This window comes from Bradyrhizobium diazoefficiens (genome assembly GCF_016616885.1).
GTDB lineage: Bacteria > Pseudomonadota > Alphaproteobacteria > Rhizobiales > Xanthobacteraceae > Bradyrhizobium > Bradyrhizobium diazoefficiens_F.
The window spans coordinates 502,455-526,383 of the sequence record NZ_CP067102.1 but is presented as its reverse complement, the minus strand read 5'-3'; the positions used below and the strand labels follow the sequence as shown (position 1 = coordinate 526,383).

Annotated in this window: 29 protein-coding genes; 21 read left to right on the top strand and 8 right to left on the bottom strand. The window is 64.4% G+C overall.

Annotation, left to right across the window (positions count from 1 at the left end):
• Positions 1-9 precede the first annotated feature (9 nt).
• Genes JJC00_RS02460 through JJC00_RS02450 form a run of 3 tightly spaced genes read left to right on the top strand, consistent with a single transcriptional unit; the run spans position 10 to position 1,567 of the window.
• Positions 10-795, top strand: coding sequence for a heme ABC transporter permease (locus JJC00_RS02460; protein WP_200471184.1), 786 nt, complete (start codon positions 10-12; stop codon positions 793-795).
• Positions 792-977, top strand: a complete 186-nt coding sequence (ccmD, locus tag JJC00_RS02455) for a heme exporter protein CcmD (protein ID WP_200471183.1) — start codon at positions 792-794, stop codon at positions 975-977. The genes JJC00_RS02460 and ccmD overlap by 4 nt, the downstream gene beginning before the upstream one ends.
• Positions 974-1,567, top strand: a complete 594-nt coding sequence (locus tag JJC00_RS02450; RefSeq protein WP_200471182.1) for a DsbE family thiol:disulfide interchange protein — start codon at positions 974-976, stop codon at positions 1,565-1,567. Before ccmD ends, JJC00_RS02450 begins: the two co-directional genes overlap by 4 nt.
• Positions 1,568-1,763: 196 nt before the next feature.
• Here the strand turns inward: JJC00_RS02450 and JJC00_RS02445 are convergent, their stop codons facing one another.
• Both JJC00_RS02445 and ftsY read right to left on the bottom strand, forming a co-directional pair.
• Positions 1,764-2,366: a septation protein A gene (locus JJC00_RS02445; RefSeq protein ID WP_200471181.1), complete on the bottom strand. Its 603-nt coding sequence runs from the start codon at positions 2,364-2,366 to the stop codon at positions 1,764-1,766.
• 3 nt (positions 2,367-2,369) lie between these two features.
• Entirely contained in the window at positions 2,370-3,317 is a 948-nt protein-coding gene (ftsY, locus tag JJC00_RS02440) for a signal recognition particle-docking protein FtsY (protein WP_200471180.1), read from the bottom strand.
• A gap of 47 nt (positions 3,318-3,364) precedes the next feature.
• On the opposite strand from ftsY, the gene JJC00_RS02435 reads away from it, so the two are divergent.
• Both JJC00_RS02435 and JJC00_RS02430 read left to right on the top strand, forming a co-directional pair.
• Complete coding sequence (locus JJC00_RS02435) at positions 3,365-4,066, top strand: RluA family pseudouridine synthase (protein ID WP_200471179.1); 702 nt, start codon at positions 3,365-3,367, stop codon at positions 4,064-4,066.
• Between the two features lie 104 nt (positions 4,067-4,170).
• Positions 4,171-5,280 carry a DUF2336 domain-containing protein gene (locus JJC00_RS02430; RefSeq protein WP_200471178.1) on the top strand — a complete coding sequence of 370 codons (1,110 nt, stop codon included), beginning with the start codon at positions 4,171-4,173 and terminating at the stop codon, positions 5,278-5,280.
• Positions 5,281-5,459: 179 nt separating this feature from the next.
• Here the strand turns inward: JJC00_RS02430 and mtaB are convergent, their stop codons facing one another.
• Both mtaB and dapF read right to left on the bottom strand, forming a co-directional pair.
• A complete protein-coding gene (gene mtaB / locus JJC00_RS02425; protein WP_200471177.1) occupies positions 5,460-6,713 on the bottom strand; it encodes a tRNA (N(6)-L-threonylcarbamoyladenosine(37)-C(2))-methylthiotransferase MtaB in 1,254 nt (417 codons plus the stop codon).
• On the bottom strand, positions 6,713-7,588 hold the full coding sequence (gene dapF, locus JJC00_RS02420; RefSeq protein ID WP_200471176.1) for a diaminopimelate epimerase: 876 nt from the start codon (positions 7,586-7,588) through the stop codon (positions 6,713-6,715). Before dapF ends, mtaB begins: the two co-directional genes overlap by 1 nt.
• 214 nt (positions 7,589-7,802) lie before the next feature.
• Here dapF and JJC00_RS02415 point away from each other — a divergent pair, with 214 nt between their 5' ends.
• Positions 7,803-8,570, top strand: coding sequence for a GyrI-like domain-containing protein (locus JJC00_RS02415; protein ID WP_200471175.1), 768 nt, complete (start codon positions 7,803-7,805; stop codon positions 8,568-8,570).
• A 5-nt stretch (positions 8,571-8,575) separates the two neighbouring features.
• The gene (locus JJC00_RS02410; protein ID WP_200471174.1) at positions 8,576-9,280 is read left to right on the top strand and encodes an SIMPL domain-containing protein; all 705 of its coding nucleotides are present in this window, start codon (positions 8,576-8,578) and stop codon (positions 9,278-9,280) included.
• Positions 9,281-9,388: 108 nt separating this feature from the next.
• Here the strand turns inward: JJC00_RS02410 and JJC00_RS02405 are convergent, their stop codons facing one another.
• The gene (locus JJC00_RS02405; protein ID WP_200471173.1) at positions 9,389-10,450 is read right to left on the bottom strand and encodes an MBL fold metallo-hydrolase; all 1,062 of its coding nucleotides are present in this window, start codon (positions 10,448-10,450) and stop codon (positions 9,389-9,391) included.
• 340 nt (positions 10,451-10,790) lie between these two features.
• Between JJC00_RS02405 and ffh the strand changes: the two genes are divergently transcribed.
• From ffh to JJC00_RS02360, 9 genes are all read left to right on the top strand, one after another.
• Complete coding sequence (gene ffh / locus JJC00_RS02400; RefSeq protein ID WP_200471172.1) at positions 10,791-12,338, top strand: signal recognition particle protein; 1,548 nt, start codon at positions 10,791-10,793, stop codon at positions 12,336-12,338.
• 85 nt (positions 12,339-12,423) lie between these two features.
• Positions 12,424-12,756: a 30S ribosomal protein S16 gene (rpsP, locus tag JJC00_RS02395; protein WP_200471171.1), complete on the top strand. Its 333-nt coding sequence runs from the start codon at positions 12,424-12,426 to the stop codon at positions 12,754-12,756.
• Between the two features lie 9 nt (positions 12,757-12,765).
• A complete protein-coding gene (rimM, locus tag JJC00_RS02390; RefSeq protein ID WP_200471170.1) occupies positions 12,766-13,290 on the top strand; it encodes a ribosome maturation factor RimM in 525 nt (174 codons plus the stop codon).
• 118 nt (positions 13,291-13,408) lie between these two features.
• The gene (locus tag JJC00_RS02385; RefSeq protein WP_200471169.1) at positions 13,409-14,077 is read left to right on the top strand and encodes a TapB family protein; all 669 of its coding nucleotides are present in this window, start codon (positions 13,409-13,411) and stop codon (positions 14,075-14,077) included.
• A 49-nt stretch (positions 14,078-14,126) separates the two neighbouring features.
• Positions 14,127-14,801, top strand: a complete 675-nt coding sequence (locus tag JJC00_RS02380) for a hypothetical protein (RefSeq protein WP_200471168.1) — start codon at positions 14,127-14,129, stop codon at positions 14,799-14,801.
• Between the two features lie 92 nt (positions 14,802-14,893).
• On the top strand, positions 14,894-15,649 hold the full coding sequence (gene trmD, locus JJC00_RS02375; RefSeq protein ID WP_200471167.1) for a tRNA (guanosine(37)-N1)-methyltransferase TrmD: 756 nt from the start codon (positions 14,894-14,896) through the stop codon (positions 15,647-15,649).
• A 110-nt stretch (positions 15,650-15,759) separates the two neighbouring features.
• Positions 15,760-16,140 carry a 50S ribosomal protein L19 gene (rplS, locus tag JJC00_RS02370; RefSeq protein WP_200471166.1) on the top strand — a complete coding sequence of 127 codons (381 nt, stop codon included), beginning with the start codon at positions 15,760-15,762 and terminating at the stop codon, positions 16,138-16,140.
• A gap of 327 nt (positions 16,141-16,467) precedes the next feature.
• Positions 16,468-17,874 carry a 3-isopropylmalate dehydratase large subunit gene (gene leuC, locus JJC00_RS02365; protein WP_200471165.1) on the top strand — a complete coding sequence of 469 codons (1,407 nt, stop codon included), beginning with the start codon at positions 16,468-16,470 and terminating at the stop codon, positions 17,872-17,874.
• Between the two features lie 92 nt (positions 17,875-17,966).
• Positions 17,967-18,170 carry a hypothetical protein gene (locus JJC00_RS02360; protein WP_200471164.1) on the top strand — a complete coding sequence of 68 codons (204 nt, stop codon included), beginning with the start codon at positions 17,967-17,969 and terminating at the stop codon, positions 18,168-18,170.
• 222 nt (positions 18,171-18,392) lie between these two features.
• On the opposite strand, the gene JJC00_RS02355 is transcribed toward JJC00_RS02360, so the two are convergent.
• Both JJC00_RS02355 and JJC00_RS02350 read right to left on the bottom strand, forming a co-directional pair.
• Positions 18,393-18,581, bottom strand: coding sequence for a hypothetical protein (locus JJC00_RS02355; RefSeq protein ID WP_349643528.1), 189 nt, complete (start codon positions 18,579-18,581; stop codon positions 18,393-18,395).
• A gap of 101 nt (positions 18,582-18,682) precedes the next feature.
• Positions 18,683-18,976: a hypothetical protein gene (locus tag JJC00_RS02350; RefSeq protein ID WP_200473956.1), complete on the bottom strand. Its 294-nt coding sequence runs from the start codon at positions 18,974-18,976 to the stop codon at positions 18,683-18,685.
• A 155-nt stretch (positions 18,977-19,131) separates the two neighbouring features.
• Here JJC00_RS02350 and JJC00_RS02345 point away from each other — a divergent pair, with 155 nt between their 5' ends.
• The 5 genes from JJC00_RS02345 (at position 19,132) to JJC00_RS02325 (ending at position 22,928) form a co-directional block, all read left to right on the top strand.
• Positions 19,132-19,530, top strand: a complete 399-nt coding sequence (locus JJC00_RS02345) for a metallopeptidase family protein (RefSeq protein ID WP_200471162.1) — start codon at positions 19,132-19,134, stop codon at positions 19,528-19,530.
• Between the two features lie 79 nt (positions 19,531-19,609).
• Positions 19,610-20,215 (top strand): 3-isopropylmalate dehydratase small subunit, encoded by a 606-nt coding sequence (leuD, locus tag JJC00_RS02340; RefSeq protein ID WP_200471161.1) that lies wholly within the window; start codon positions 19,610-19,612, stop codon positions 20,213-20,215.
• A 140-nt stretch (positions 20,216-20,355) separates the two neighbouring features.
• The gene (locus JJC00_RS02335; protein WP_200471160.1) at positions 20,356-21,141 is read left to right on the top strand and encodes a hypothetical protein; all 786 of its coding nucleotides are present in this window, start codon (positions 20,356-20,358) and stop codon (positions 21,139-21,141) included.
• A 136-nt stretch (positions 21,142-21,277) separates the two neighbouring features.
• Entirely contained in the window at positions 21,278-21,697 is a 420-nt protein-coding gene (locus tag JJC00_RS02330; protein WP_200471159.1) for a DUF6455 family protein, read from the top strand.
• A 328-nt stretch (positions 21,698-22,025) separates the two neighbouring features.
• Entirely contained in the window at positions 22,026-22,928 is a 903-nt protein-coding gene (locus JJC00_RS02325) for a Crp/Fnr family transcriptional regulator (RefSeq protein WP_433996479.1), read from the top strand.
• Between the two features lie 51 nt (positions 22,929-22,979).
• Here the strand turns inward: JJC00_RS02325 and JJC00_RS02320 are convergent, their stop codons facing one another.
• Entirely contained in the window at positions 22,980-23,861 is an 882-nt protein-coding gene (locus JJC00_RS02320) for an HpcH/HpaI aldolase/citrate lyase family protein (protein WP_200471158.1), read from the bottom strand.
• Positions 23,862-23,929: the final 68 nt, after the last annotated feature.

The window sequence follows — 23,929 nt, the reverse complement described above, 5'->3', positions numbered from 1 at the left end:
CACGATACCATGTCGCTGATCGACCTCGCCAATCCCACAAGGTTCCTCGCGCTCTCGGCGCGGGTGCTGCCGTGGCTCGCGGCCGCGACCGTCATCCTGCTCACGATCGGCCTTTATCAATCGGCCACCGCGCCCGACGATTATCAGCAGGGCGCGACCGTGAAGATCATGTTCATCCACGTGCCGAATGCGTGGCTGTCGATGTTCGTGTGGGGCGTGATGAGTGTCGCCTCGCTCGGCACGCTGGTGTGGCGGCATCCGCTCGCCGACGTCGCCGCCAAAGCCGCCGCACCGATCGGTGCCAGCTTCACCTTCCTGGCGTTGCTCACGGGCTCGCTGTGGGGGCGTCCGATGTGGGGCACCTATTGGGAATGGGACGCGCGGCTGACGTCGGTGCTGATCCTGTTCCTGATGTATCTCGGCCTGATGGCGCTGTGGCGCGCGGTGGAAGATCCCTCGCGCGCGGCACGCGCCGCGGCCGTGCTGACGCTGGTCGGCGCAATCAATCTTCCCATCATCAAGTTCTCGGTCGACTGGTGGAACACGCTGCACCAGCCAGCCTCGGTGATGCGCATAGGCGGCTCGACGCTCGACAAATCGTTCCTGATTCCGCTGCTGGTGATGGCCATCGCATTCACGCTGCTGTTCGTCACGCTGCACTTGGCTGCGATGCGCAACGAGATTTTGCGCCGGCGCGTGCGCGCGCTGCAGATGATGCAGGCGAGCCGCGTCGCGTTTTCAAGCGAAGTGAGCACCGGTTCGCGTCAAGAAAACGCGTCAAAAGGGGCAGCATGACAATGTCACTCGGTCCCTATGCATCCTTCATCGTGACGTCCTATGCGGCGGCGGCTGTCGTGGTCGCGATCCTGATCGGCTGGGTCGTGCTCGACTATCGCAACCAGACGCAGCGTCTGCGCGAGCTCGACCGCGGTGGCGTCACGCGCCGCTCGGGCCGCAGTGCTTTGGACACACCATGAGCGGGCAATCGACCTCGGCACCGCCGCAGCGCCGCACCTTCCTGATGGTGCTGCCGCTGCTCGCCTTCGCCGCGCTTGCCGTGCTGTTCTGGCTTCGGCTCGGCAGCGGCGACCCTTCGCGAATTCCCTCCGCGCTGATCGGCCGGCCCGCGCCCCAGACCACGCTGCCGCCGCTCGAGGGATTGCAGGCCGACAATGCTCAGGTGCCAGGCTTCGATCCGTCCGCCTTCAAGGGCAAGGTCAGCCTCGTCAATGTCTGGGCCTCCTGGTGCGTGCCCTGTCACGACGAGGCGCCGTTGCTGACGGAGCTTGCCAAGGACAAGCGCTTCCAGCTCGTCGGCATCAACTACAAGGATGCGCCCGACAACGCGCGGCGCTTCCTCGGGCGCTACGGCAACCCGTTCGGCCGCGTCGGCACCGACGCCAACGGCCGCGCCTCGATCGAATGGGGCGTCTATGGCGTGCCCGAGAGTTTCGTCGTCGGCCGCGAAGGCACCATCGTCTACAAGCTGGTCGGCCCGATCACGCCGGAGAATTTTCGGAGCGTGTTGCTGCCGCAGATGGAGAAGGCGCTGCGGGCGGGGAGCTGATCGCGATCGTCAGTGTGAGCGAGCAAGACAGCCACAAGCATCGCTGTCATGCCCCTGGCTTGACCGGGGCATCAGTACGCCGCGGCTTCTCCGTATCTCACAACTTTCTCTGGAATACTGATCGCCCGGTCAAGCCGGACGATGACAGTTGCGTGTGTGGCTGCCCCTCAGTTCGCAATGACGAATTGAGGGAGCGCTACCCCTTCCGCACGTCCCCGGCCTCGGCCTCGCTGGTCTCCAGCGAGACCGGATCAACGCCGTAGCGTTTGGTCAGCGGCATCTGGGCGATGGCGAAGACCATGGTCAGCGGGGTGACGCCAAAGACCTTGAAGTTCACCCAGAAGTCGGTGCTCTGGGTGCGCCAGACGATCTCGTTCAGCACGGCCATGCCCGCAAAGAACAGCGCCCAGCGCAGCGTCAGAATGCGCCAGCCGTGCGGCGTCAGGTTGAACATCTGATCGAACATCACGGCGATGAAGGAGCGGCCGAACAGCAGGCCGCCGCCAAGGATCGCAGCGAACAGGCCGTAGATGATGGTCGGCTTGACCTTGATGAAGGTCTCGTCGTGCAGCACCAGGGTCAGCGTGCCGAACACCAGCACGATCACGCCTGTGACGATCGCCATGATCGGGATGTGGCGCGTCACCACATAGGAGGCGATCATTGCCGCCACGATCGCGACCATGAAGGCGCCGGTTGCGGCGAACAGATTGAACTTCGCATTGACGAAGAAGAACACGAGCAGCGGACCGAGCTCGGTCGCAAGCTTGAACAGCGGATGCGGCTGAGTCTTGTCCATTCTCTAGCTTTCGATTCCGGCGATCGCGCGGGCGAAATCGCGCGCGGTGAACGGCGCAAGATCGTCGACGCTTTCGCCGACGCCGATGAAATGCACCGGCAGTTTGAATTTTTCCGCGAGCGCGACCAGAATGCCTCCGCGCGCGGTGCCGTCGAGCTTGGTCATCACCAGGCCCGTCACCCCTGCGGTGCGGTGGAAGGCCTCGACCTGCGACAGCGCGTTCTGGCCGACGGTGGCGTCGAGCACGAGCAGCACCGCATGCGGCGCCGAGGCGTCAATCTTTCGGATGACGCGCACGACCTTCTCGAGCTCGTTCATCAGCTCGGCCTTGTTCTGCAGGCGGCCGGCGGTGTCGATCAGGAGCACATCGACGGTCTGCTCCTTCGCCGCCGTCAGTGCATTGAAGGCGAGGCTCGCCGAATCCGAGCCCTGCGCGCCTGATATGACCGGCGTCTTGGTGCGCTCGCCCCAGATCTTGAGCTGCTCAATGGCCGCCGCGCGAAACGTGTCGCCGGCGGCCAGCATCACCTTGCGGCCTTCGGACGCAAACTTTTGCGAGAGCTTGCCGATGGTGGTGGTCTTGCCGGAGCCGTTGACGCCGACCACGAGGATCACGAACGGCTTGTGGGCGGCATCGATCTCGAGTGGCTTCGCGACCGGCGCCAGCACCTTCTCGACCTCGGTCGCGACCACGTCCTTGACCTCGTCGGCCGAGATCGCCTTGTCATAGCGCCCGGTGCCGACCGCATCCGCAATCCGCACCGCGACCGAGGTGCCGAGATCGGCGCGCAGCAGCACGTCCTCGATGTCGTCGAGCATGGCGCGGTCGAGCTTGCGCTTGGTGACGAGGTCGGCGACCGCGGTCCCGAGCGAGGACGAGGTGCGCTTCAGCCCGTTGGACAGGCGGCGCCACCAGCTCAGCTTGGGGGTCTCGGAGGTGGTATCGTTCATGGTGGCGGTGTGTTAGCCGTTCCGGCCCATAAACGAAAGTCTTGCAATTGCTCGATGTTCCCGAATTGACCGCTGACGAGATCCAGTCGCGCGTGCTCCATCGCGACGGGCTGATGCTGGTCATCGACAAGCCCTCGGGCCTGCCGGTGCATCGCGGCCCCAAGGGCGGCGCCAATCTGGAAGCCTCATTCGACGCGCTCTGTTTCGGCCTGCCGCGACCGCCGGTGCTGGCCCACCGGCTGGACAAGGACACCTCCGGCTGCCTCGTGCTCGGCCGCCATCGCAAGGCGACCGCCTCGCTCGGCCTGCTGTTCAAGCACGGCAAGATCGGCAAGACCTATTGGACCGTGGTCGAGGGCGGCCCTGCCGAGGGCGAAGGCACCATCGACATGCCGCTCGGCCGGCTCAATGCCGAGCGCGGCTGGTGGCAGAAGCCCGATCCGGAGGGGCAGAAGGCGGTCACGAACTGGAAGGTGATGGGCCGCGGCGACGGGCTGACCTGGCTCGCCATGGAACCCGTCACCGGGCGGACCCATCAATTGCGGGTGCATTCGTCCGCGACCGGCTGGCCGATCTTCGGCGATAACATTTACGGCAACGGCCCGCGCTTCGGCGAGCCGCGGCTGCACCTGCATTCCCGCGAGATCGTGGTGCCGATCTCCCGGAACAAGGAGCCGGTCCGCGTGGTCGCGCCGGCCCCGCCCCACATGCATGAGAAGCTCCGCGCCTGCGGCTGGAACGGGGAATGACGCCTTCTCCGAGGCATGGTTTACGAAACGTTCAGTGCTCGTCTCTAATGATAGCGGTTGCTTAGAACAAGCTTCCGTCATCCGCTCAGGACGAGCAACGCGTCATGTCCACGGCCGAACTATCGATCATCGACGAGGTCGAATCCGCGATTCGACTAGGCTCAGCGGAAAAGGGCCTCGAAACAGCCCGGCGCGTCACCGACCTGTTCCTGTCCTCCGCCGGAAGTTTTGACGACGAGCAGATCGCGCTGTTCGATGACGTGCTCGAGCGCCTGATCGGCACCATCGAGCTGCGCGCCATCGCCGACATTGGCGCGCGCGTTGCGCTCGCCGAAATCAGCGCCCAGCTTGCGCCGATCGCGCAGGCACCGCCCTCCGTCATCCGGCGCCTCGCCAACAATGACGAGATCCGCATCGCCGGTCCCGTGCTGCAGGAATCCGCGCGCCTCGACGATGGCGACTTGGTGAAGATCGCATCGTCCAAAGGCGAGCCGCATCTGCTCGCGGTCGCCGGCCGCTGGTGGCTGAAGGAGATCGTCACCGACGCACTGCTGGCGCGCCGCTATCCCAGCGTCAGCCGGCGTCTCGCCGCCAATCCCGGTGCGCGCGTCTCGGGTAACGGCTTTGCCGTCATCGTCGGACAGGCCGAGTCCGATCCCGAGCTCGCCGTCAGCGTCGGCGTCCGCGTCGACCTGCCGTCGGCCCTGCGCCGCCAGTTGCTGCGCTCGGCGACGGACACGGTTCGCACGCGCTTGCTGTCGCGCGCGCCGCCCGATCTGTTCGAGGAGATCCAGAACGCGATCGCCGCCGTCACCGTCGGCGTCGAGCGCGAGATGTCGGGTGTCCGCGATTTCGAGGGCGCCAAGCGGGCGATTGCGAATCTCAAAGCGTCCGGCCAGCTCAATGAGGCGACGCTGCTCGGCTTCGCCAGGCAGCGGCGCTACGAAGAGGCCGTGGCCGCGCTGGCGGTGCTGTCCGGATCGACGGTCGAGGTCATTCGTCCGCTGATGCAGAGCCTGCGTGAGGACGGTCTGCTGGTACCGTGCAAGGCGGCGCAGCTGAGCTGGGAAACGACTGCCGCCGTCCTCGAAAGCCGCTTTGCGACAGGTGCGATGAAGCCGGCGGATGTTGCGAGGGCGCAGAGCAATTTTGCGCGCATGTCGCCGGAGAATGCACGACGCACGCTGCGCTTCTGGCAGGTGCGGGCGTCGTAGTTTCCCTCTCCCCTTGTGGGACCCACAAGGGGAGAGGGTGGCTCGCCGCGTAGCGCCGAGACGGGTGAGGGGTCTCTCTCCGCGCGTGAGTCTCTCGCAATCGAGCTTGCTGAAGCAACCCCTCATCCGGCGCTTCGCGCCACCTTCTCCCGCAGGGGGAGAAGGAAGAAGGTTGCGGATTATGGTGTCAGCCGTTCGCCATCGTTGCCGGCGATCCTGAGCGGCACGACACTGCCGACGCGCTCGCCCGCGATCGCCACCGGCAGGTAGTGCTCGGTGCGCCCCTGCCCCTCGCTCTCGATCAGCACGTCGCGCGTTGCGCCGATCTCGGCTTGCAGCCGCCGGCGCAACGCTGCCTCGCCGGCCGCACGAAGCTGCTTTGCACGCGCCTTGACCGCACCACCCGCGACCTGCGGCATCCGCGCGGCCGGGGTGCCGGGGCGTGGGGAATACGGGAAGACATGGAGAAACGTCAGGCCGCATTCCTCGACCAGATCGAGTGAGCGCGAGAACATCTCGTTGGTCTCGGTCGGAAAACCCGCGATGATGTCGGCGCCAAAGACGATGTCGGGGCGCAAGCGGCGCACCTGATCGCAGAATGCAATCGCATCCTGCCGCGAATGCCGCCGCTTCATGCGCTTCAGGATCATGTCGTCGCCGGATTGCAGCGACAGATGCAGATGCGGCATCAGCCGCGCATCGTCGGCGATGGCATCAAGCAGATCGCGATCTGCCTCGATCGAATCGATCGAGGAGATGCGCAGCCGCTTCAGCTCCGGCACATGGCGCAGGATCTGCCTGGTCAGCATCCCGAGTTTTGGCGCGCCCGGCAGATCGGCGCCGTAGCTGGTGAGATCGACGCCGGTCAGCACGATCTCGGCATGGCCGCGCGCGACCAGCGCCCGCACCTGATCGATCACCGCGCCCATCGGCACCGAGCGTGAATTGCCTCGGCCGTAAGGGATGATGCAGAAGGTGCAGCGATGGTCGCAGCCGTTCTGCACCTGCACGAACACGCGCGGCAGGCCGCTCGCATAGCCGTCGATCAGATGCGGCGCCATCTCCTTCACGGCCATGATGTCGCTGACCGCGATCTTCTCGCTGGCGCCGATATCGAAGGCGTCGCGCGCCTGGCGCCACGCATCGCCGCGCATCTTGTCGTCATTGCCGACGACGCGATCGACCTCAGTCATCTCGGCGAACATGCCGCTCTGCGTTTGCGCCGCGCAGCCGGTGACGACGATGCGCGCGCCGGGCCGCTCGCGCTTCAACTTGCGGATCGACTGCCGCGCCTGCGCCACCGCCTCGTTGGTGACAGCGCAGCTGTTGATGACGATGGTATCGGACAGGCCGGCACTCTCCGCCTCACGGCGGATCACCTCGGCCTCGAAAGCGTTGAGGCGGCAGCCGAAGGTGACGACGTCGACGGCCATCAGCCGACCGGCGCGAACAGCGCCGGATCGAAATTGCCTTCGTATTCGAAGGTCGCCGTGCCCGTCATCAGCACGTGGTCGTCGCGCTCGCGCCATTCGATGCCGAGCTTGCCACCGGGCAGCGTCATCTCAACCTTGCGCTCGGTGCGCTTCAGGCGCGCGGCCGCAACCGCGGTCGCGCAGGCCGCCGAGCCGCAGGCCCTGGTCAGCCCTGCGCCGCGCTCCCAGGTGCGCATGGTGATGTGCTCGCGATCGACGATATGCGCGAGCGTGATGTTGGCGCGGTCGGGGAAGATCGGGTGATTTTCCAGCAGCGGCCCAAAGCGCTCGAGATCATAGGCATTGACGTCGTCGACCCAGAAGATCGCGTGCGGATTGCCCATGCTGACCACCGACGGCGAATGCAGGATCGGCTTGTCGATCGGGCCGATCTGCAATTCGATGTAGCGGGTGTCGCGAAACTCTTCCGCCAGCGGAATGTCCTGCCATCCGAACTTCGGCGCACCCATGTCGACGGTGTAGAGATCGGGCGCCGGGCCCTGCCAGGCGTTGAGCAGGCCGGCCGCGGTCTCGAAGGTCGCCGTGGTCTGTCCACTCTTCTCGAAGATGCGGCGCACCACGCAGCGCATGCCGTTGCCGCAGGCGCCGGCTTCCGAGCCGTCATTGTTGTAGATGCTGATGAAGGCCTCGGTGCCGTCGAGCCGCGGCTTCTGCAGCACCATGAGCTGGTCATAGGGCACGCCGCCGTCCGCGGCGGCCACCGCGCGGGCGTCATCCGGCGTGATCCGGCCGGCGGAATCGCGCATGTCGACAACGACGATCTCGTTGCCGATGCCGTTCATCTTGGCAAATGCGTGGTTGGCCAGCGCGCTCATGAAAATTCCCGAATTTCGCCTGCCTTATATGGCGATCCTTGCCGGCTTGGCCAGTGATTTGGCTTCGGCAGCCAAGGTGGACCCATGACGCATCTGTCATGGGACGAATTTGGCGCTCGCGTGTTAGAACGGCGCAATTCGCGCGAACCGGGATGCGCGCCCGGGCGCAAAGCCGGATTTGGGCCTTGGTGGGCAAGGCCTTGGGGAGATTAGAATGATTAGGTTTCGTCGTCTCGCTCTGGCCGCGCTGATCCCGGCAGCGGCCTTGTCGCTTGGCCTGTCCGGCGCTCTCGCGCAGGCCCCGAGCCCGGCACCCGCCGCGTCGGCAAGCCCCTCGCCGGCGTCGCCAGCCGCCCCCTCCTCGGCCGCGAGCGCTTCGCCCGCGCCAGTAGCAACGCCGTCTCCGGCGGCCAGTGCCTCGCCCTCCCCTGCAGCATCGCCGTCCCCCGCAGCCAGCGCCTCACCGAGCCCGGCGGCACCGCCGCCAGCCGCGGCCGTCGCCCCCGCCCCGGTTCAGACCGCCGATCCCTTCGGTCTGGAGACCACGCTCGAGCCCAAGAAGGTCGTGATGGTCAAGGGCACTGCCAATTGGGACTCGGCCTTCGACACCCTGGTCGACGCCTTCAAGGCGCTGAACGCGCTGCTCGACAAGCAGGGGATCAAGCACGCCGGCAATTCGATGATCGTCTACACCTCGACCGACGACACCGGCTTCACCTTCCTCGCCGAAATCCCGGTCGAGCAGGATCCGAAGAACCTGACCAAGGACATGAGCATCGGCAAATCGCCCGAGGGCAAGGCGCTGAAATTCGTCCATCGCGGCTCCTACGACAACATGGACAACACCTATGAGGCGATCACCAATCACCTCGACGACAAGAAGCTCGAAGCCAAGGACACGTTCATCGAGGAGTACCTCACCGATCCCCTGAAGACGGCTGAGGACAAGCTCGTGATCAATGTGTTCGTGCCGCTGAAGTGAGACCGATGAAAAAGCCTGTCGCCCTCGCCGCCATTTTCGCCGCCACGCTGCTGGCAGCGCCCGCGCTTGCCGACGATTTTCCGTCCGCCATCACCGTGAGCGGCGAGGCGACCGTCTCGGCGGCGCCCGATCTCGCGCAGATCGATGCAGGCGTTGCCAATGACGCCAAGACGGCGAAGGAAGCGTCCGACGTCAACAACGCCGCGATGGGCAAGGTGCTGCTGGCCCTGAAGGGCGCCGGCATTGACGAGAAGGATTATCAGACCTCGCGGCTGTCCTTGCAGCCGCAATATGGCCAGAACAAATCCACCGGCACCTCCCCCGTGGTCGGCTTCCGTGCCTCTAACCGCGTCACCGTCAAAATTCGCGACGTGACCAAGGTCGCCGGCATCATCGACACGCTGGTCACCGCGGGCGCGAACGACATCGGCAATATTTCCTTCGAGGTGACGCAGGCCTCTAAGCTGCTCGACAGTGCGCGGGAGCAGGCGGTCGCCGATGCCCGCCGCAAGGCCGAGATCTACGCCAAGGCGACCGGCGTCACGCTGGGAGCACCGCTCAGCGTCTCCGAAGGCAGCGCCCCGGTGCCGCTGTTCAAGGGCCGCATGGCCACTGCCCCGATGGCCGCACCAGCTGCCGTTGCGCCGGGCGAGGAAAAGCTGTCGGTGACGGTGAATGTGAGCTGGGCGATCAAGCCGAAAGAGCAATAGGTCTCGTGTCCCGGACGCGCTGCAGCGCGTAGCGATGCTGCGCAGAGCCGGGACCCAGCAAGCAGCACGGCGCTGCGTCCGGGGCACGAGCGGTGCGCCTGGAGATAGCTAAATCTCCACCACCTGCCCCGGCTTCATCGCCACGAACCGCTCCTGAGGAATCTTCGCTGCATCCAGCGCCTCGACCAGCGCCTTGGCCGGCGCGTCGATGGCTTCATCCGTCAGCTGGAACGTGCCGTGATGATGCCCGAGCGCGGCTTGCGCGCCGCAATCATCGAGCGCCTTCACGGCGTCTTCCGGGTTCATGTGCTGGTCGCGCATGAACCAGCGCGGCTCGTAAGCACCGATGGGAAGGATCGCGAGACGCAGCGGCCCGTGCTTGTCGGCGACGCGGCGGAAGTGCCCGCCATCGCCATAGCCGGAATCGCAGACGACGTAGATTTTTCCCGCCGGCGTCTCCAGCACAAAACTCGCCCACAGCGCCTTGTTGCGATCGAACATGCCGCGTGCCGACCAGTGCCGGGTCGGCACCAGCGTGACGGCGATGCCGTTGCCGAGCTCGACGCGATCATGCCAGTCGAAGCCCTCGGCCTTGATCGTGGAATCAGCGCTCCGCATCGTCACGTCGTTGCCGAGCGGGGTGACCACGCGCGGGGCAAAATTCTTGGCGAGCCGCGATAGTGTCGCGACGTCGAGATGATCGTAGTGCCCGTGCGAGACCAGCACGACGTCGATCTTCGGCAGCTTCTCGAAGGCGATGCCGGGATCGTTGTGCCGCTTCGGCCCGGCCCACCCCACCGGCGAGACCCGCATCGACCAGACGGGATCGACGAGAATGTTGAGGCCGCCGGTCTGGATCAGCCAGCTGGCATGGCCGACGAAGGAGAGCCGCAGCTTGTCGTCGACGCGCGCCGGCGGGGTGTCGGCATGGGAGTTCGGCACCCAGTCCGGCCAGGTCTCGCGCTTCCGCCCGCCGCCGAACTGCCAGCGGAACACCTCGCCGAGCGATCTCGGCGGCGCGCCATCGGGATCAAAGAAGTGCAGACCGTCGAAATGGTCTGAGGCGGGTCCGTCGTAGGTTTTCATGCGGGCGATCCAAAGGGACGGGACACCGGCCAATGCGGCTCCGCCTGCGAGCAGTCCAAAGATGCGGCGGCGGGTGATCGACACGAGCGGGCTTCAGCGATGGGCGGGCGGCAAGGCATCACCGCCTATATGGGCGGCACGATGAGAAAAGGAACCCGTCGCCGAAAATGTCGTGCTTTCAAGGCTTTGCCTTTAGAAGTGGTCGCGGCCACCCTAACTTTCCTTGACTTTCGGGCGCCAGCGGCGTTTAACCCGGCCACTTTCTCGGAAAGGCTTTCTTTTCGACCCGCCCACTGGCCCTGGAGGCCAGAGGCCAACGCCCGACAGCGCTGTGCGCCCTCGGGCGTAAAGGTGTTTGGAAGATCGCTTCCCGAAGGAAGTGGAACGCGGCAACCCTGCGCGAGCAGGACAAGGGACAACGGCATTGTTCGACAATCTGTCGGAACGGCTTGGCGGCATTCTCGATCGTCTGACGGGGCGCGGTGCGCTGACCGAAAAGGACGTCGACGCCGCGATGCGCGAGGTGCGCCGCGCGCTGCTCGAAGCCGACGTCGCGCTCGAGGTCGTGAGCAGCTTCACCGAACGCGTCCGCGAGCAGGCGATCGGCGCCACCGTCGTCAAGTCGGTCACCCCCGGCCAGATGGTGGTCAAGATCGTCCATGACGAGCTGATCAACACGCTCGGCGCGGAAAGCCAGACCATCGACGTCAATTCCGTGCCGCCCGTGCCGATCATGATGGTCGGCCTGCAAGGCTCGGGTAAGACGACCACCACCGCAAAGCTCGCCCGCCGCCTGGTCCAGCGCGACAAGCGCAAGGTGCTGATGGCCTCGCTCGACGTCTATCGCCCGGCGGCGATGGAGCAACTGGCCGTGCTCGGCCGCGATCTCGACATTCCGACGCTGCCGATCGTCGCCGGCCAGCAGCCGCCGCAGATCGCAAAGCGCGCGCTCGAAGCCGGCAAGCTTGGCGGCTACGACATCGTGCTGCTCGACACCGCCGGCCGCACCACGCTCGACGAAGAGATGATGGCGGAAGCAGCCGCGATCAAAGCGGCTGCGAACCCGCATGAAGTGTTGCTGGTCGCGGACAGCCTCACCGGCCAGGACGCCGTCAATCTGGCGCGCGCGTTCGATCAGCGCGTCGGCCTCACCGGCATCGTGCTGACACGCGTCGACGGCGACGGCCGCGGTGGCGCTGCATTGTCGATGCGCGCGGTCACCGGGAAGCCGATCAAGCTGATCGGCACCGGTGAAAAGACCGACGCACTGGAAGATTTCCATCCCGATCGTATCGCCGGCCGCATCCTCGGCATGGGCGACGTCGTCTCCCTGGTCGAACGTGCCGCCGCCAATATCGACGCCGAAAAGGCCGCGCGCACCGCCGAGCGTATGCGCAAGGGTCAGTTCGACCTCAACGACATGCGCGAGCAGCTGCTGCAGATGGCGAACATGGGCGGCATCAGCGGCCTGATGGGCATGATGCCGGGCATCGCCAAGATGAAGAACCAGATCGCGGCCGCCGGGATCGACGACAAGATCCTGAAGCGCCAGGTCGCGGTGATCGATTCCATGACGCGCGATGAGCGCCGTCACCCGGACCTGCTCAAGGCCAGCCGCAAGAAGCGCATTGCCGCGGGCTCCGGCCAGAGCGTCGAGCAGGTCAACAAGCTGCTCAAGATGCACCGGAACATGGCCGACGTGATGAAGGCGATGGGCTCGGGCAAGCGCGGCCCGCTTGCCGGCATCGCGCAGGCGATGGGCTTTGGCGGCGGCATGAAGATGCCGTCTCCGGACGAGATGAAGGCGCTGCAAGAGAAGATGCAGGGCGGCGGCGGACAGGGTCTGCCCAGCCTGCCGAAGGATTTGCCGGCCGGCCTGCGCACCGGTCTGCCGAACGTTCCCGGACTGACCGGGCTGAGCGGCAAGCCGACGCTGCCGGGCCTCGGCGGTTTTCCAGGCAAGAAGAAATGAGGAATTCGTCGCGAGGGATCGCATCGGTCTCGCGCAACGCGGAATACCAATCAACCGAACAAAACGTATTTTGAAGGAGAACTGAATGTCCGTCGTTATCCGCCTCGCCCGCGCAGGCACCAAGAAGCGTCCCGTCTATCACGTCGTCGTCGCCGACTCGCGCTTCCCCCGCGATGGCCGCTTCATCGAGCGTCTCGGCTATTTCAATCCGCTGCTGCCGAAGGACAACGAGACCCGCCTGAAGCTCGACATGGACAAGGTGAAGGCCTGGCTCGCCAAGGGCGCGCAGCCGTCGGACCGCGTGTCCCGCTTCCTCGACGCCGCCGGCGTCAAGAAGCGCGAACCGCGCAACAACCCCGAGAAGGCCGTGCCGCGCAAGGAGCGCAAGGCGCAGGCCGAAGCCGCTGCGAAGGGCTAAGGCTCATCCATGTCGGCGCTGATCTGCGTCGCGCGGATCGGCGCCGCGCATGGTGTGCGCGGCGCGGTCAAATTGTGGACCTTCACCGAAGATCCCTTTGCCGTGAAGCGCTACGGTCCGCTTCTCTCCAAGGACGGCAAGCGCCAGTTCGAGCTGGCGCAGGCCCGCGAAGCCAAGGACCATCTGGTCGCGACCTTCAAGGGCGTCACGACCCGCGATGAGGCCGAGCGCCTCAACGGAATCGAACTCTATGTCGCGCGCGAAAAACTGCCCGCGACCGATGAGGACGAATATTACCACGCCGATCTGATCGGGCTCGCCGCCGTCACCGCTGATGGCGATGCGCTCGGTCGCGTGCTCGCGATCCATAATTTCGGTGCCGGCGACATCATCGAGATCGCGCCCCTCAAGGGCACGACCATGCTGCTGCCGTTTACCAACGCAGTTGTGCCGGAAGTTGACGTTGCCGGCGGCCGCGTCGTGATCGCGCTGCCGCAGGAGATCGAGGGCGATGACGAGGCCTCGTCATCATGACAGAGCGGTAACGGCTCGCTCATAAATCTCGCGAAATCTTCACTTGCATTGGGCATCCGGCTGGATCACGCTTGGGTTGTATCGCCCTCCATGCGTCTTCCAAACACCGGAGCTTCAGATGTTGTGCCGCTGTCTTCTGGCAACGATCGGCCTGCTCATGTCTGCGACTGTGCTAGCGGCGCAGACGCCGCCGAGCCAACCGCCCGCGACCACGGAGACGCCGGAGCAGCAAGAGCCGCAGACGGGCGATCGCTGGACCTTCGAAGTTCGCGACGAGATCACGGGCGAGCTGAAATCTACGGTCACCCAAACAATAACCGATGTATCCCCCACCGAAATCGGCATCCGCCTGACCTTTCTCGGAAAGCCGGGCGTGGGATTCCAGACGTTCGATCATTCGTGGAATGTCGTCGACAATGGTACGTGGAAATTTACCCCAAACGACGGCTCGGGCATCAAGGCCCCACTTCAGGTCGGCAAGTCCTGGTCAGCCAGCTCGAGTGACTTCAATAGCAGTAGCGGTGCCAGTCTGAAGCGCTCGGTCAAATCGAAAGTTATCAGTCAAGAAAGCATCACGACGCGCGCCGGCACGTTCGAGACGTACAAGATTGAGACGTCGCTCGAGATGCGAAACGCGAATGATCCGACCAAGAAGTTTCAGACCGAGCAGCAGACGTGGTACGCGCCGGCACTCAATCATTGGGTAAAGCGCGCTTGGGTCAACAAGTCGGCTGGCAAGGTCAACGACAAGGGCTCGGTCGAGCTGATCGAATATGGCCGCCGCTAGTCGCTGGTCGACGGATTCCGATCACTATGGATCCCGCTGGAGGCACCTAATGTCTCGTTGCGCCACCGCGGCGATGATTTGCCTGCTCGCGGGCGTCCCCGCGGCACAAGCCGCCGAGAGAGACGCCCTGCCTGGTGCTTCAAGTGGGGTCGAAACAAAGTCGCCCGCTTCAATGGAAGAGCCGATGCCGGGCGACTTCTGGACATACGAGGTGCGAGACGAAATCGGCGGGAGCACTGAAGTCCGCAAATCGATCGTCACCGAAGTGAACCCTGGCGACATCCGCGTTGATATCACTGGAGGCAAGAGCGGTGATCGGCTCAATATCTATGACCGGTCATGGAACTTGAAGAGCACAGGCCCATGGAAATATCAGCCGATTGATGGGTCGGGCATTCGTATGCCGCTGAAGGTTGGCGCCGCCTGGAATGTCACCGCAGACGATGTCAACTCGCAGAACGGCAACATTTTCAGACGGTCCGTCAATTCAAAAGTTGTCGGTCAGGAAACCATCACCACCAAGGCCGGCAGGTTCGACACATTCAAGATCCGAAACGATCGTCTCCAGACACTCGATCAACGATCCGTCCAAGAAGGGAGAGATCACGGCGCAGACTTGGTATGCACCAGCGATCGATCATTGGGTCAAGCGCAGCTTCGTGTCTCGGGCCGACAATCATTTGGTGAACAGCAGCACAAGCGAGCTCGTCGAATACGGTCGTAAGAAATAGGCTGCGCACTACGAATGACCTGGCCTAGAAGGCCGCGGCCCGTTCAGGCCTCGACCTCCCGGCCGCAATGCCCTAACCAGCGGCCATGACCGATCCCTCACCCTGGCGCGCGACGGTGCTGACGCTGTTTCCGGAGATGTTTCCGGGACCGCTCGGCGTGAGCCTGGCCGGCCGGGCGCTGGCATCCGGGCTCTGGGAAATCGAGGCGCGGGACATCCGTGCCTCCGCCACGGACCGTCATCGCAGCGTCGACGACACCCCCGCCGGCGGCGGCCCGGGCATGGTGCTGCGGGCGGATGTTCTCGCGGCGGCGATCGATGCCGCCGCGATCAAACCGGACCGGCCGAAACTGCTGATGAGCCCGCGCGGTCGGCCATTGACCCAGGCCCGTGTCGCCGAGCTCGCCCAGGGCCCCGGCCCCCTGATCGTCTGCGGGCGGTTCGAGGGGATCGACCAGCGGGTGATTGACGGGCGCGACCTGGAGGAGGTTTCGATCGGCGATTACGTGCTGTCCGGGGGCGAAATCGCCGCGTTAGCCCTGATCGACGCCTGCGTTCGTCTGTTGCCGGGCGTCATGGGAAAGGAAGCCTCGGGAACCGAGGAGAGTTTTTCGGACGGCCTGCTCGAATACCCCCAGTACACCCGCCCACAGCTGTTCGAGGGGGTCCCGATTCCGGACATTCTGACCTCGGGCGACCATGCCAAGGTTGCGGCCTGGCGGCGGGCGCAATCCGAGGCCCTGACGGCGGCACGGCGGCCCGATTTATGGGCCCAAATCCCGCCCAAAGCCCCGAATCGGCCCCGGCGCCAAAAAACGCCAAAAACCAAGACAGACGGGTGACAAACGCTCCGGCTTGCCTTATAGGAGCGGCCACATCCGCAATGGCTGGATAAACGAATTTCGCGCAGCCCCCGTTTCGCAAGGCTGGGCGCGCCGATGGAGATTTACCCATGAACCTGATCCAACAGCTCGAAAAAGAGCAATTCGACAAGCTGTCCGCCGGCAAGGACATTCCGGAATTCGGTCCCGGCGACACCGTGATCGTCAACGTGAAGGTCGTCGAAGGCGACCGCACCCGCGTGCAGGCCTATGAAGGCGTCTGCATCGGCCGTTCCGGCGCTGGCCTCAACGAGAGCTTCACCGTGCGCAAGATTTCGTACGGCGAAGGTGTCGAGCGCGTGTTCCCGGTGATGTCGCCGATGATCGACTCGATCAAGGTGGTGCGCCGCGGCAAGGTGCGTCGCGCCAAGCTCTATTACCTCCGCAACCTCCGCGGCAAGTCGGCCCGCATCGTCGAGAAGACTGAGCACGCCAAGGCCGTCAACGAGTAAGCTCCGCTTACAGACGAATTCCAGTGAGCGCGGGGCCAAACGCCCCGCGCTTTTTTGTTGCGTCAGCCGTGCGCGTCAAAGCCCTCGCGCTTCCAAATCTCCCTGCTATATATTCTTGGAATGTTTCCAGATCTGACCAGCCTCGTAACCCCCCAGCGCGTCGTCATCGACGATCGCTCGCGGTTGCCTGGCCGGTTCTTCGGACGCTTCGCGACCTCGGCAACGTCAGAGCTTAGTCCCGCAGCTTAAAGCTGCGCTGAAGACTGCCCTGTTGCCCGCGCGTGACCGCGCATATCCGCCGACACAACATTCCCGGAGCTGAAGCTCATGTCCAAGCCGACCACATTGTACGACAAGATCTGGAACGACCATCTGGTGCACGAAGCCGACGACGGCACCTGCCTGCTCTATATCGACCGCCATCTGGTGCACGAGGTGACCTCGCCGCAGGCGTTCGAAGGTCTGCGCGCCACCGGCCGCAAGGTCCACGCGCCCGAGAAGACGCTCGCCGTCGTCGACCACAACGTGCCGACCACCGATCGCACCAAGCCGAATCCGGATCCTGAAAGCATCGAGCAGATCAAGGCGCTCGCCGACAACGCCAAGGAATTCGGCATCGAATATTACAACGAATTCGACAAGCGCCAGGGCATCGTCCACGTCATCGGCCCGGAGCAGGGCTTTACCCTGCCCGGCACCACGATCGTCTGCGGTGACAGCCACACCTCGACGCATGGCGCATTCGGCGCGCTCGCGCACGGCATCGGCACTAGCGAGGTCGAGCACGTGCTGGCGACGCAGACGCTGATCCAGAAGAAGGCAAAGAACATGCGCGTCACCGTCGACGGCAAATTGCCGGACGGCGTGACGGGCAAGGACATCATCCTGGCCATCATCGGCGAGATCGGCACCGCCGGTGGCACCGGCTACGTGCTGGAATACGCCGGCGACGCGATCCGTTCGCTCTCGATGGAAGGTCGCATGACGGTCTGCAACATGTCGATCGAAGGCGGCGCCCGCGCCGGCCTCGTTGCGCCCGACCAGAAGGCCTACGATTTCCTGCGTGACCGTCCGAAGTCGCCGAAGGGCGCGGCCTGGGACGCAGCGATGCGCTACTGGGAGAACCTGCGTTCTGATGAAGGCGCGCATTTCGACCACGAACTGCGCCTCGACGCCGCAAAACTGCCGCCGATCGTGACGTGGGGCACGAGCCCTGAGGACGTGATCTCCGTGACGGGCATCGTGCCCGATCCCGACAAGATCGCGGACGAGGCCAAGCGTCTCTCCAAGCATCGCGCGCTGAAGTATATGGGGCTGACTGCGGGAACGAAGATCACCGACATCAAGCTCGACCGCGTCTTTATCGGCTCCTGCACCAATGGCCGCATCGAAGACTTGCGCGCTGCCGCGAAGATCGCGGAAGGCAAGCAGGTCGCAGGCAGCGTCAACGCCATGGTCGTGCCGGGCTCCGGCATCGTGAAGGAGCAGGCCGAAGCTGAGGGCCTCGACAAGATCTTCATCAAGGCCGGCTTCGAATGGCGCGAGCCCGGTTGCTCGATGTGCCTCGCGATGAACCCGGACAAGCTGGCCCCGGAAGAGCGCTGCGCCTCGACCTCGAACCGCAACTTCGAGGGACGCCAGGGTTTCAAGGGCCGCACCCATCTGGTGTCGCCCGCGATGGCGGCGGCGGCTGCAATCGCTGGTCACTTCGTCGACGTCAGGGAGTGGCGCTGAGCCACTCGCTGCAATTGTAGCGATCGCGGCAAACGGCCGTTAAGCGGCTCGCCCACATTCTCGTCCTCGCGGCGGTTTCGCGAGGACGCCTCATGGCCAACAAGCCCGAATATGTCGACCTGATCAGCGAGGCGACCCGCCAGCACCGGCGGCGCGCAACGCGGCTGCGCATCGTCGCCAAGCCCGAGGTCGAGGAGACCTCAAGGCTCAGCCGCTGGCCGCCGGCGATATTTCGGCAGTGGAAACTCGAGAACCTGTTGCCATGGAAGTCCGCGTCGTGGAGGCCGAAGGATTAGCTTTGAGCCAAAGGGCTTTCGTTACCCGCCGTCATTCCGGGCGCCGCAGGGCGAACCCGGAAGCTCGAGATTCCGGGCTCTCGCTTCGCGAGCCCCGGAATGACGGTGGCTGGCGTTACCAATAGCGGTACGGATAGTGCCAGCGGTGCCAATGATGCCAGCGGCAGATGCGGCGCGGGGGACGGCGACGTGAACGCGTCATGAATGAACGAATTGCTGGCGTCACCAAAACGGCCCGTAGCCGAACGCGAAGGGCGCGGGCACGGCGTAGGGATAGGGACGGTAATAGACGGGCCGCGCATAATAGTGCGGATCGGGACGCGGAGAGTACCGCGCGATGTTGTCGTATCGCAGATGTCGTCGCGCATCGAACACCGCGCGCCCGGCGGAGGCATCCGGCAGCTTCGTCACTCTCTGAGTCGCGGAAGCCTGAGGCAGGCCAGCGGTGAGCGCAACAACAACAGCGAGAGCAATCCATTTCGCCATGACGACCGCGGCCCTCAACACTCGGCTCAGCCGCGACGCCAGTAGCAGCTCATATGCGGCACGATCACCGTGCCGCTCGGCCGGAATTCCTGCACATAGGTGGCGTTGCACTCGCGGACCGCATCCGGGCCCGGGTAGTAGCGCGGATAGACGCCGTCCGGGGTGTAATAGGGCGTGACGCGCAAGCGGGTCTGGGGCCGCCTGCGCGGCGGCGGGACGTCATCGGGCGAGACCGCCTGGGCCACACGGACTTCGGTGCCGGCCGTCTGGGCAAGGGGCTGGGCCTCTGCGCCAACGCAAAACGGCGAAAACAACCCCATGCACAGTAGCGTCAGCGCTGTTTTTGCTCGCATTTTGCTGCCCACCTGAACCATCCCCATCGAGGCCCCAAGCTCCCCGTTTTGGCGGCGCCCGTCAACCTCACGCGCTTATAAAGCCGGATGCATCGCCGCGGAACCCACGCTAAGAGAGACGCATGTGGATCGACCTGAAAGCGCCCTCGCTGGCCGAGATGGAAGTGACGGCGCACGACATTTTCGAGCGCCTGCCGGCGGAATTCCGCGGCCTCTGCGAAGGCCTGATCATCCGCGTCGACGACTTTCCCACCGAGGAGGTCCTGGACGAGATGGAATGCGAGAGCGAATTCGACCTGCTCGGCCTGTTCCAGGGCGTCGGCCTGCCCCAGCAGAGCTTTGGCGACGTGGCGCGGCTGCCCAACATGGTCTGGCTCTACCGCCGGCCGATCCTGGACTACTGGGCCGAGCACGACGAGAGCCTCGGCCATATCGTCCGCCACGTCCTGATTCACGAGATCGGCCACCATTTCGGCCTGTCGGACGACGATATGGCGGCGATTGAGGCCAAGGCAGACTAGATCTGCCGAAATCGGCCTAGGATTCGCCCGCCGATCGCGATAAATACGCGGTCCCTAACCACCCTCGGGAAGCGCAACCATGGACAAGTTCACTACGCTGGAAGGCGTCGCGGCGCCGCTGAAGATCATCAATGTCGACACCGACATGATCATTCCGAAGCAGTACCTCAAGACCATCAAGCGCACCGGGCTTGGCAAGGGGCTTTTCTCCGAGCAGCGTTACCAGGACGACGGTAGCGAGAACCGGGATTTCGTCCTCAACCAGTCCGCCTATCGCAATGCGAAGGTGCTGGTCGCCGGCGACAATTTCGGCTGCGGCTCGAGCCGCGAGCACGCGCCCTGGGCGCTGCTCGACTTCGGCATCCGCTGCGTGATCTCGACCTCGTTCGGCGACATCTTCTACAACAACTGCTTCAAGAACGGCATTCTGCCGATCCGCGTGTCGCAGGAAGACCTCGACAAGCTGTTCGACGACGCCGAGCGCGGCGCCAACGCGACACTGACGATCGACCTGCCGAACCAGGAGATCCGCGGTCCTGATGGCGGCAAGGTCAAGTTCGAGATCGACCCGTTCCGCAAGCACTGCCTGATCAACGGCCTCGACGACATCGGTCTCACGATGGAGAAGAAGTCCTCGATCGACACCTACGAGGATAAGCTCAAGCGCGAACGCGCCTGGGCCTGATCTCATATTTTTGAGCATGATCTTTTCGGAAAACCGCTGCACACTTTTCCGGATCATGCTCAGATTTTCGTTCGAGCCCCGGCGCGTCATCCGCGCCGGGGCTTTTTCTTTGCCTTCGTTATCCCGTATAGCTTTGCCTCATGCTGCCCGAGATCGTCACCTTCTGGCATGGCCCGATGGACGCGCTGCGCCAGACCTGTCTGCGCTCGCAGCTTGCGGCCGGCCACAAGGTCACGGTCTACAGCTTTGACACCATTCCTGGTCTTCCCGCCGGCGTCGGCAATGCCGATGCCGAAGCGATCCTGCCGCATGCGTTCTCCGAACGGCTGCGGCCGCCGCAGCCGGACGGCAGCTGGCGCGACTGGACCACGCTGCAGTTCAGCGACTTCTTCCGCATGAAGCTGATGGCGAAGGGTCTTGGCCTCTGGCTCGATGCCGACGTGCTGCTGCTCAAGCCCGCCACGATCGATCCGGCAAAACCTTATTTCGCCTGGGAGCGGCCGCGCCAGCTCGGCAACTCCGTGCTCTATCTGCCGCCCGAGCACGGCATCGTCGCCGCGTTCGAGGAGCTGATGGAGCAGGAGGAGCTGACGCCGAACTGGTTGTCGGTGCGCCACCGCATCACCTTCCTGATGCGCCGCCTGCGCGGCGGCTCGAACCGTCTTTCCGATATTCGCGTCGCGATCTTCGGACCGGCGGCGCTGACCGCGCTCGCCCGCCGCACCGACGCGTTGCAGAATGCGCTGCCGAAGCAGTCGTTCTACGCCGTGCACGCCGAACCCAAACTGTTCTTCGATCCCTCGAGCTATCTCGGCCTCGTCACCAACCCCGAGATCATCGGCCTGCACATCTCGCCCAAGGGCCGCGGTGGCGAGAATCCGATCCCCGGCAGCCTGTATGCGTGGGCGGCGGAGCGGTTTAGATAACTGCCCCGCGAAAGGTGCGCTCCCTCTCCCGTTTGCGGGAGAGGTTAGGGAGCCCGATCTTCCAATTTGATCCAGCGCAACGCGCCTCTACACCATTGTGCCTAGTCTCGCTCCCATCGCCCAATGGAGCTTCGCAATGAGCACCGCAAGCAGGCCCTATCCCATCGTCCAGGACCTCATCGAGTCCTTCGCGAATTGGCTGAAGCATCGCCGCGAGCTGAACGAGTTGCGGCAGCTCGATCGCTCCGATTTCGACCGGATCGCGAACGATCTCAGGATCGCCCCGGACGACCTCGAAGACCTCGTCCGTCACGGCCACCACGCCGCTGACGAGCTGCCGAAAATGCTGGAGCAGCTCGGCATCAGCGAAGAGCGGCTCGGCCGCGCCCAGCCGCTGTTGTTGCGCGACATGGAGCGGGTGTGCGCGCTCTGCAATCACAAAGCGCAGTGCGACCGCGATCTCGCCAGCGGCACCGCCGCGGAGAACTACCCCGGCTATTGCGGCAACGCCTCGACGCTGGAGTCGCTCGATCGCGCCGACCTCGCGCCGCGCTAACACGCGCGGATAATTCCACTCGCCGCGCACCTCATCAACCCTGTCTTGGATGGGCATGGATCTCCGCTCTACCGCTGATAGCGGCGGTTGGCAGATATCCCTCGGAGGTACGCGCCAGCACCAAGGAAAGACTCACGCGCTGCATCAACCGTCACCGGTCGATCACCTCGTGCACAGCTCGCCGAGCGGCAAAAATCGTAAATAGTATGATGTATGCAAGGTCCTGTTTGCGCAGCGAGGATGCCGGTCAGGTTTCCGCAATAGTCCGTGCTTGATCTCAACCTATGGCTCTGTTTGGATGATTGCCGTTCGGCAATTCGAATTTCGGATGATCATGATAAATGAAACAGATGGATTCCGTGGTTCATCGGGTGCCCGTTCACAAGCAGGCATCGTGACCGCCCACCGCGCTGGTATCGGAAATCGGCTGCTGGCAGCGTTGCCGCCGGCGGACCTCGGCCTGCTCACGCCCTACTTCCAGAAAGTCGCGTTCGAGCCCGATGCCGTCCTGGTGCGATCGGGCGATGAGCTCGACCCGGTTTATTTTCCCCATAGCGGCGCGATCGCCTTCATGCTCGATATGCCGGACGGGCAAACGGTCGCAACCACCTTGATGGGACGGGAAGGCGCTTTGGCCTCATTCTCCGTGCTCGGCCCGTCGCTTTCGTCCGTGACCGCGATTGCTCGCATGGCCGGCACAGCATCGCTGATCTCCGCCGCCAAATTTCGGGCTGCCTTTGCGCAAAGCGCAGCCATCAGGAACGTCGTGCAGGTCCACGCCCGCTCGGTGTTATTGCAGCTCCAGCATGTCGCCGCTTGCAACGCGCTGCACCGGGTGGATGGCCGCATGGCGCGGTGGCTCCTGCAGCTTCACGACCGCGTTCCCGATAACCTGCTTCCCGTGACGCACGAGGTGCTTGCGCAATTGCTCGGAGTGCGACGGACGACAGTGACCCTGACGATGAGCAAGCTACGCGAGGCCGGCGCCATTCCGTCCGACCGGCGCGGGGTTGTAGAGATCGATCGGGCGCGGCTCGAGAAGGTCGCATGCGATTGTTATGCGCTCATGCAGCGCAAGATCGATCGGATGTATTGTGAGGAATTGGTGGCGCCGCAGCCGACCCATGCAACGTTCAGGGAAAGCGCCATCGTCGCCTCCGACGGAGTGGTGGTGAATCCAGAGCCGTTTCGCCGGCGGGAAAATAAAAAGCAAAGCCTGGAATCGCGGTGACGATTGCCGCTCGGCGCGGAAAAGCGGATATCGCTTTTCCGCGTTGATGCCTCAGCCCTTGCTCATCGCTGCAATCGCATCCGCGATCTCGATCGTGCGCTTTGCCATGTCGGCGTGCAGCCGCTCCACCATCGCACCATCGAGACGGATCGCGCCGCGCGAGACGTTCTCCGGCAGCTCGAACGCGGCGATGATCTTGCGGGCGCGGGCGATCTCTTCCTCGGGTGGCGTGAAGATCGCGTTGCAGGCTTCGATCTGCGAGGGATGGATCAGCGTCTTGCCGTCGAAACCGAGGTCGCGCGCCTGCGCGCACTCGGTGGCAAAGCCGTCGGCATTGGCGATATCACTATAGGGACCGTCGAGGATCTCGAGACCGTGGGCGCGCGTCGCCAGGATGCAATGGGTGATCATCGGGATCATCGCGGCGCGGCCGGGCATCATCTTGATCCGCGTCTCGCGCGAGATGTCGTTCGGGCCGAACACGAAACCTGACAGGCGGCTCGATGAATCGCGGCCGGCCGCGGCAAGCTCCTCGGCATGCAGCACCGCGCGCGCAGTCTCGATCATGGCCCAGACCTTCACCGTCGGCGCGGCGCCGAGCTCGGCGAGGTGGCGCCCGATGGTCTGCAGATCCTCGATGCTCGACACCTTCGGAACCAGGATGCCATCAGGCGATGCCTTGGCGGCCATCGCAACGTCATCGGCCCACCATTGCGTGTCGAGGCCGTTGGTCCGGATCAGGATCTCGCGCTTGCCGAACCCTTTTGCAGCGATCGCGGCGGCGATGCCGTCGCGCGCCACGGCCTTGGCGTCGGGGGCGACGGAATCCTCGAGATCGAGGATCAGGCCGTCGGCGGCGAGATTCCGCGCCTTTTCCAGGGCGCGAGGATTGGAGCCGGGCATGAACAGATGGCTGCGGCGCGGACGGGTCATGCTGGCATTCCTTCCAGTTTCCTCGGGCGAGCGATAGCACTTGGCCTGCCTATTCGAAAGGCTTGTTC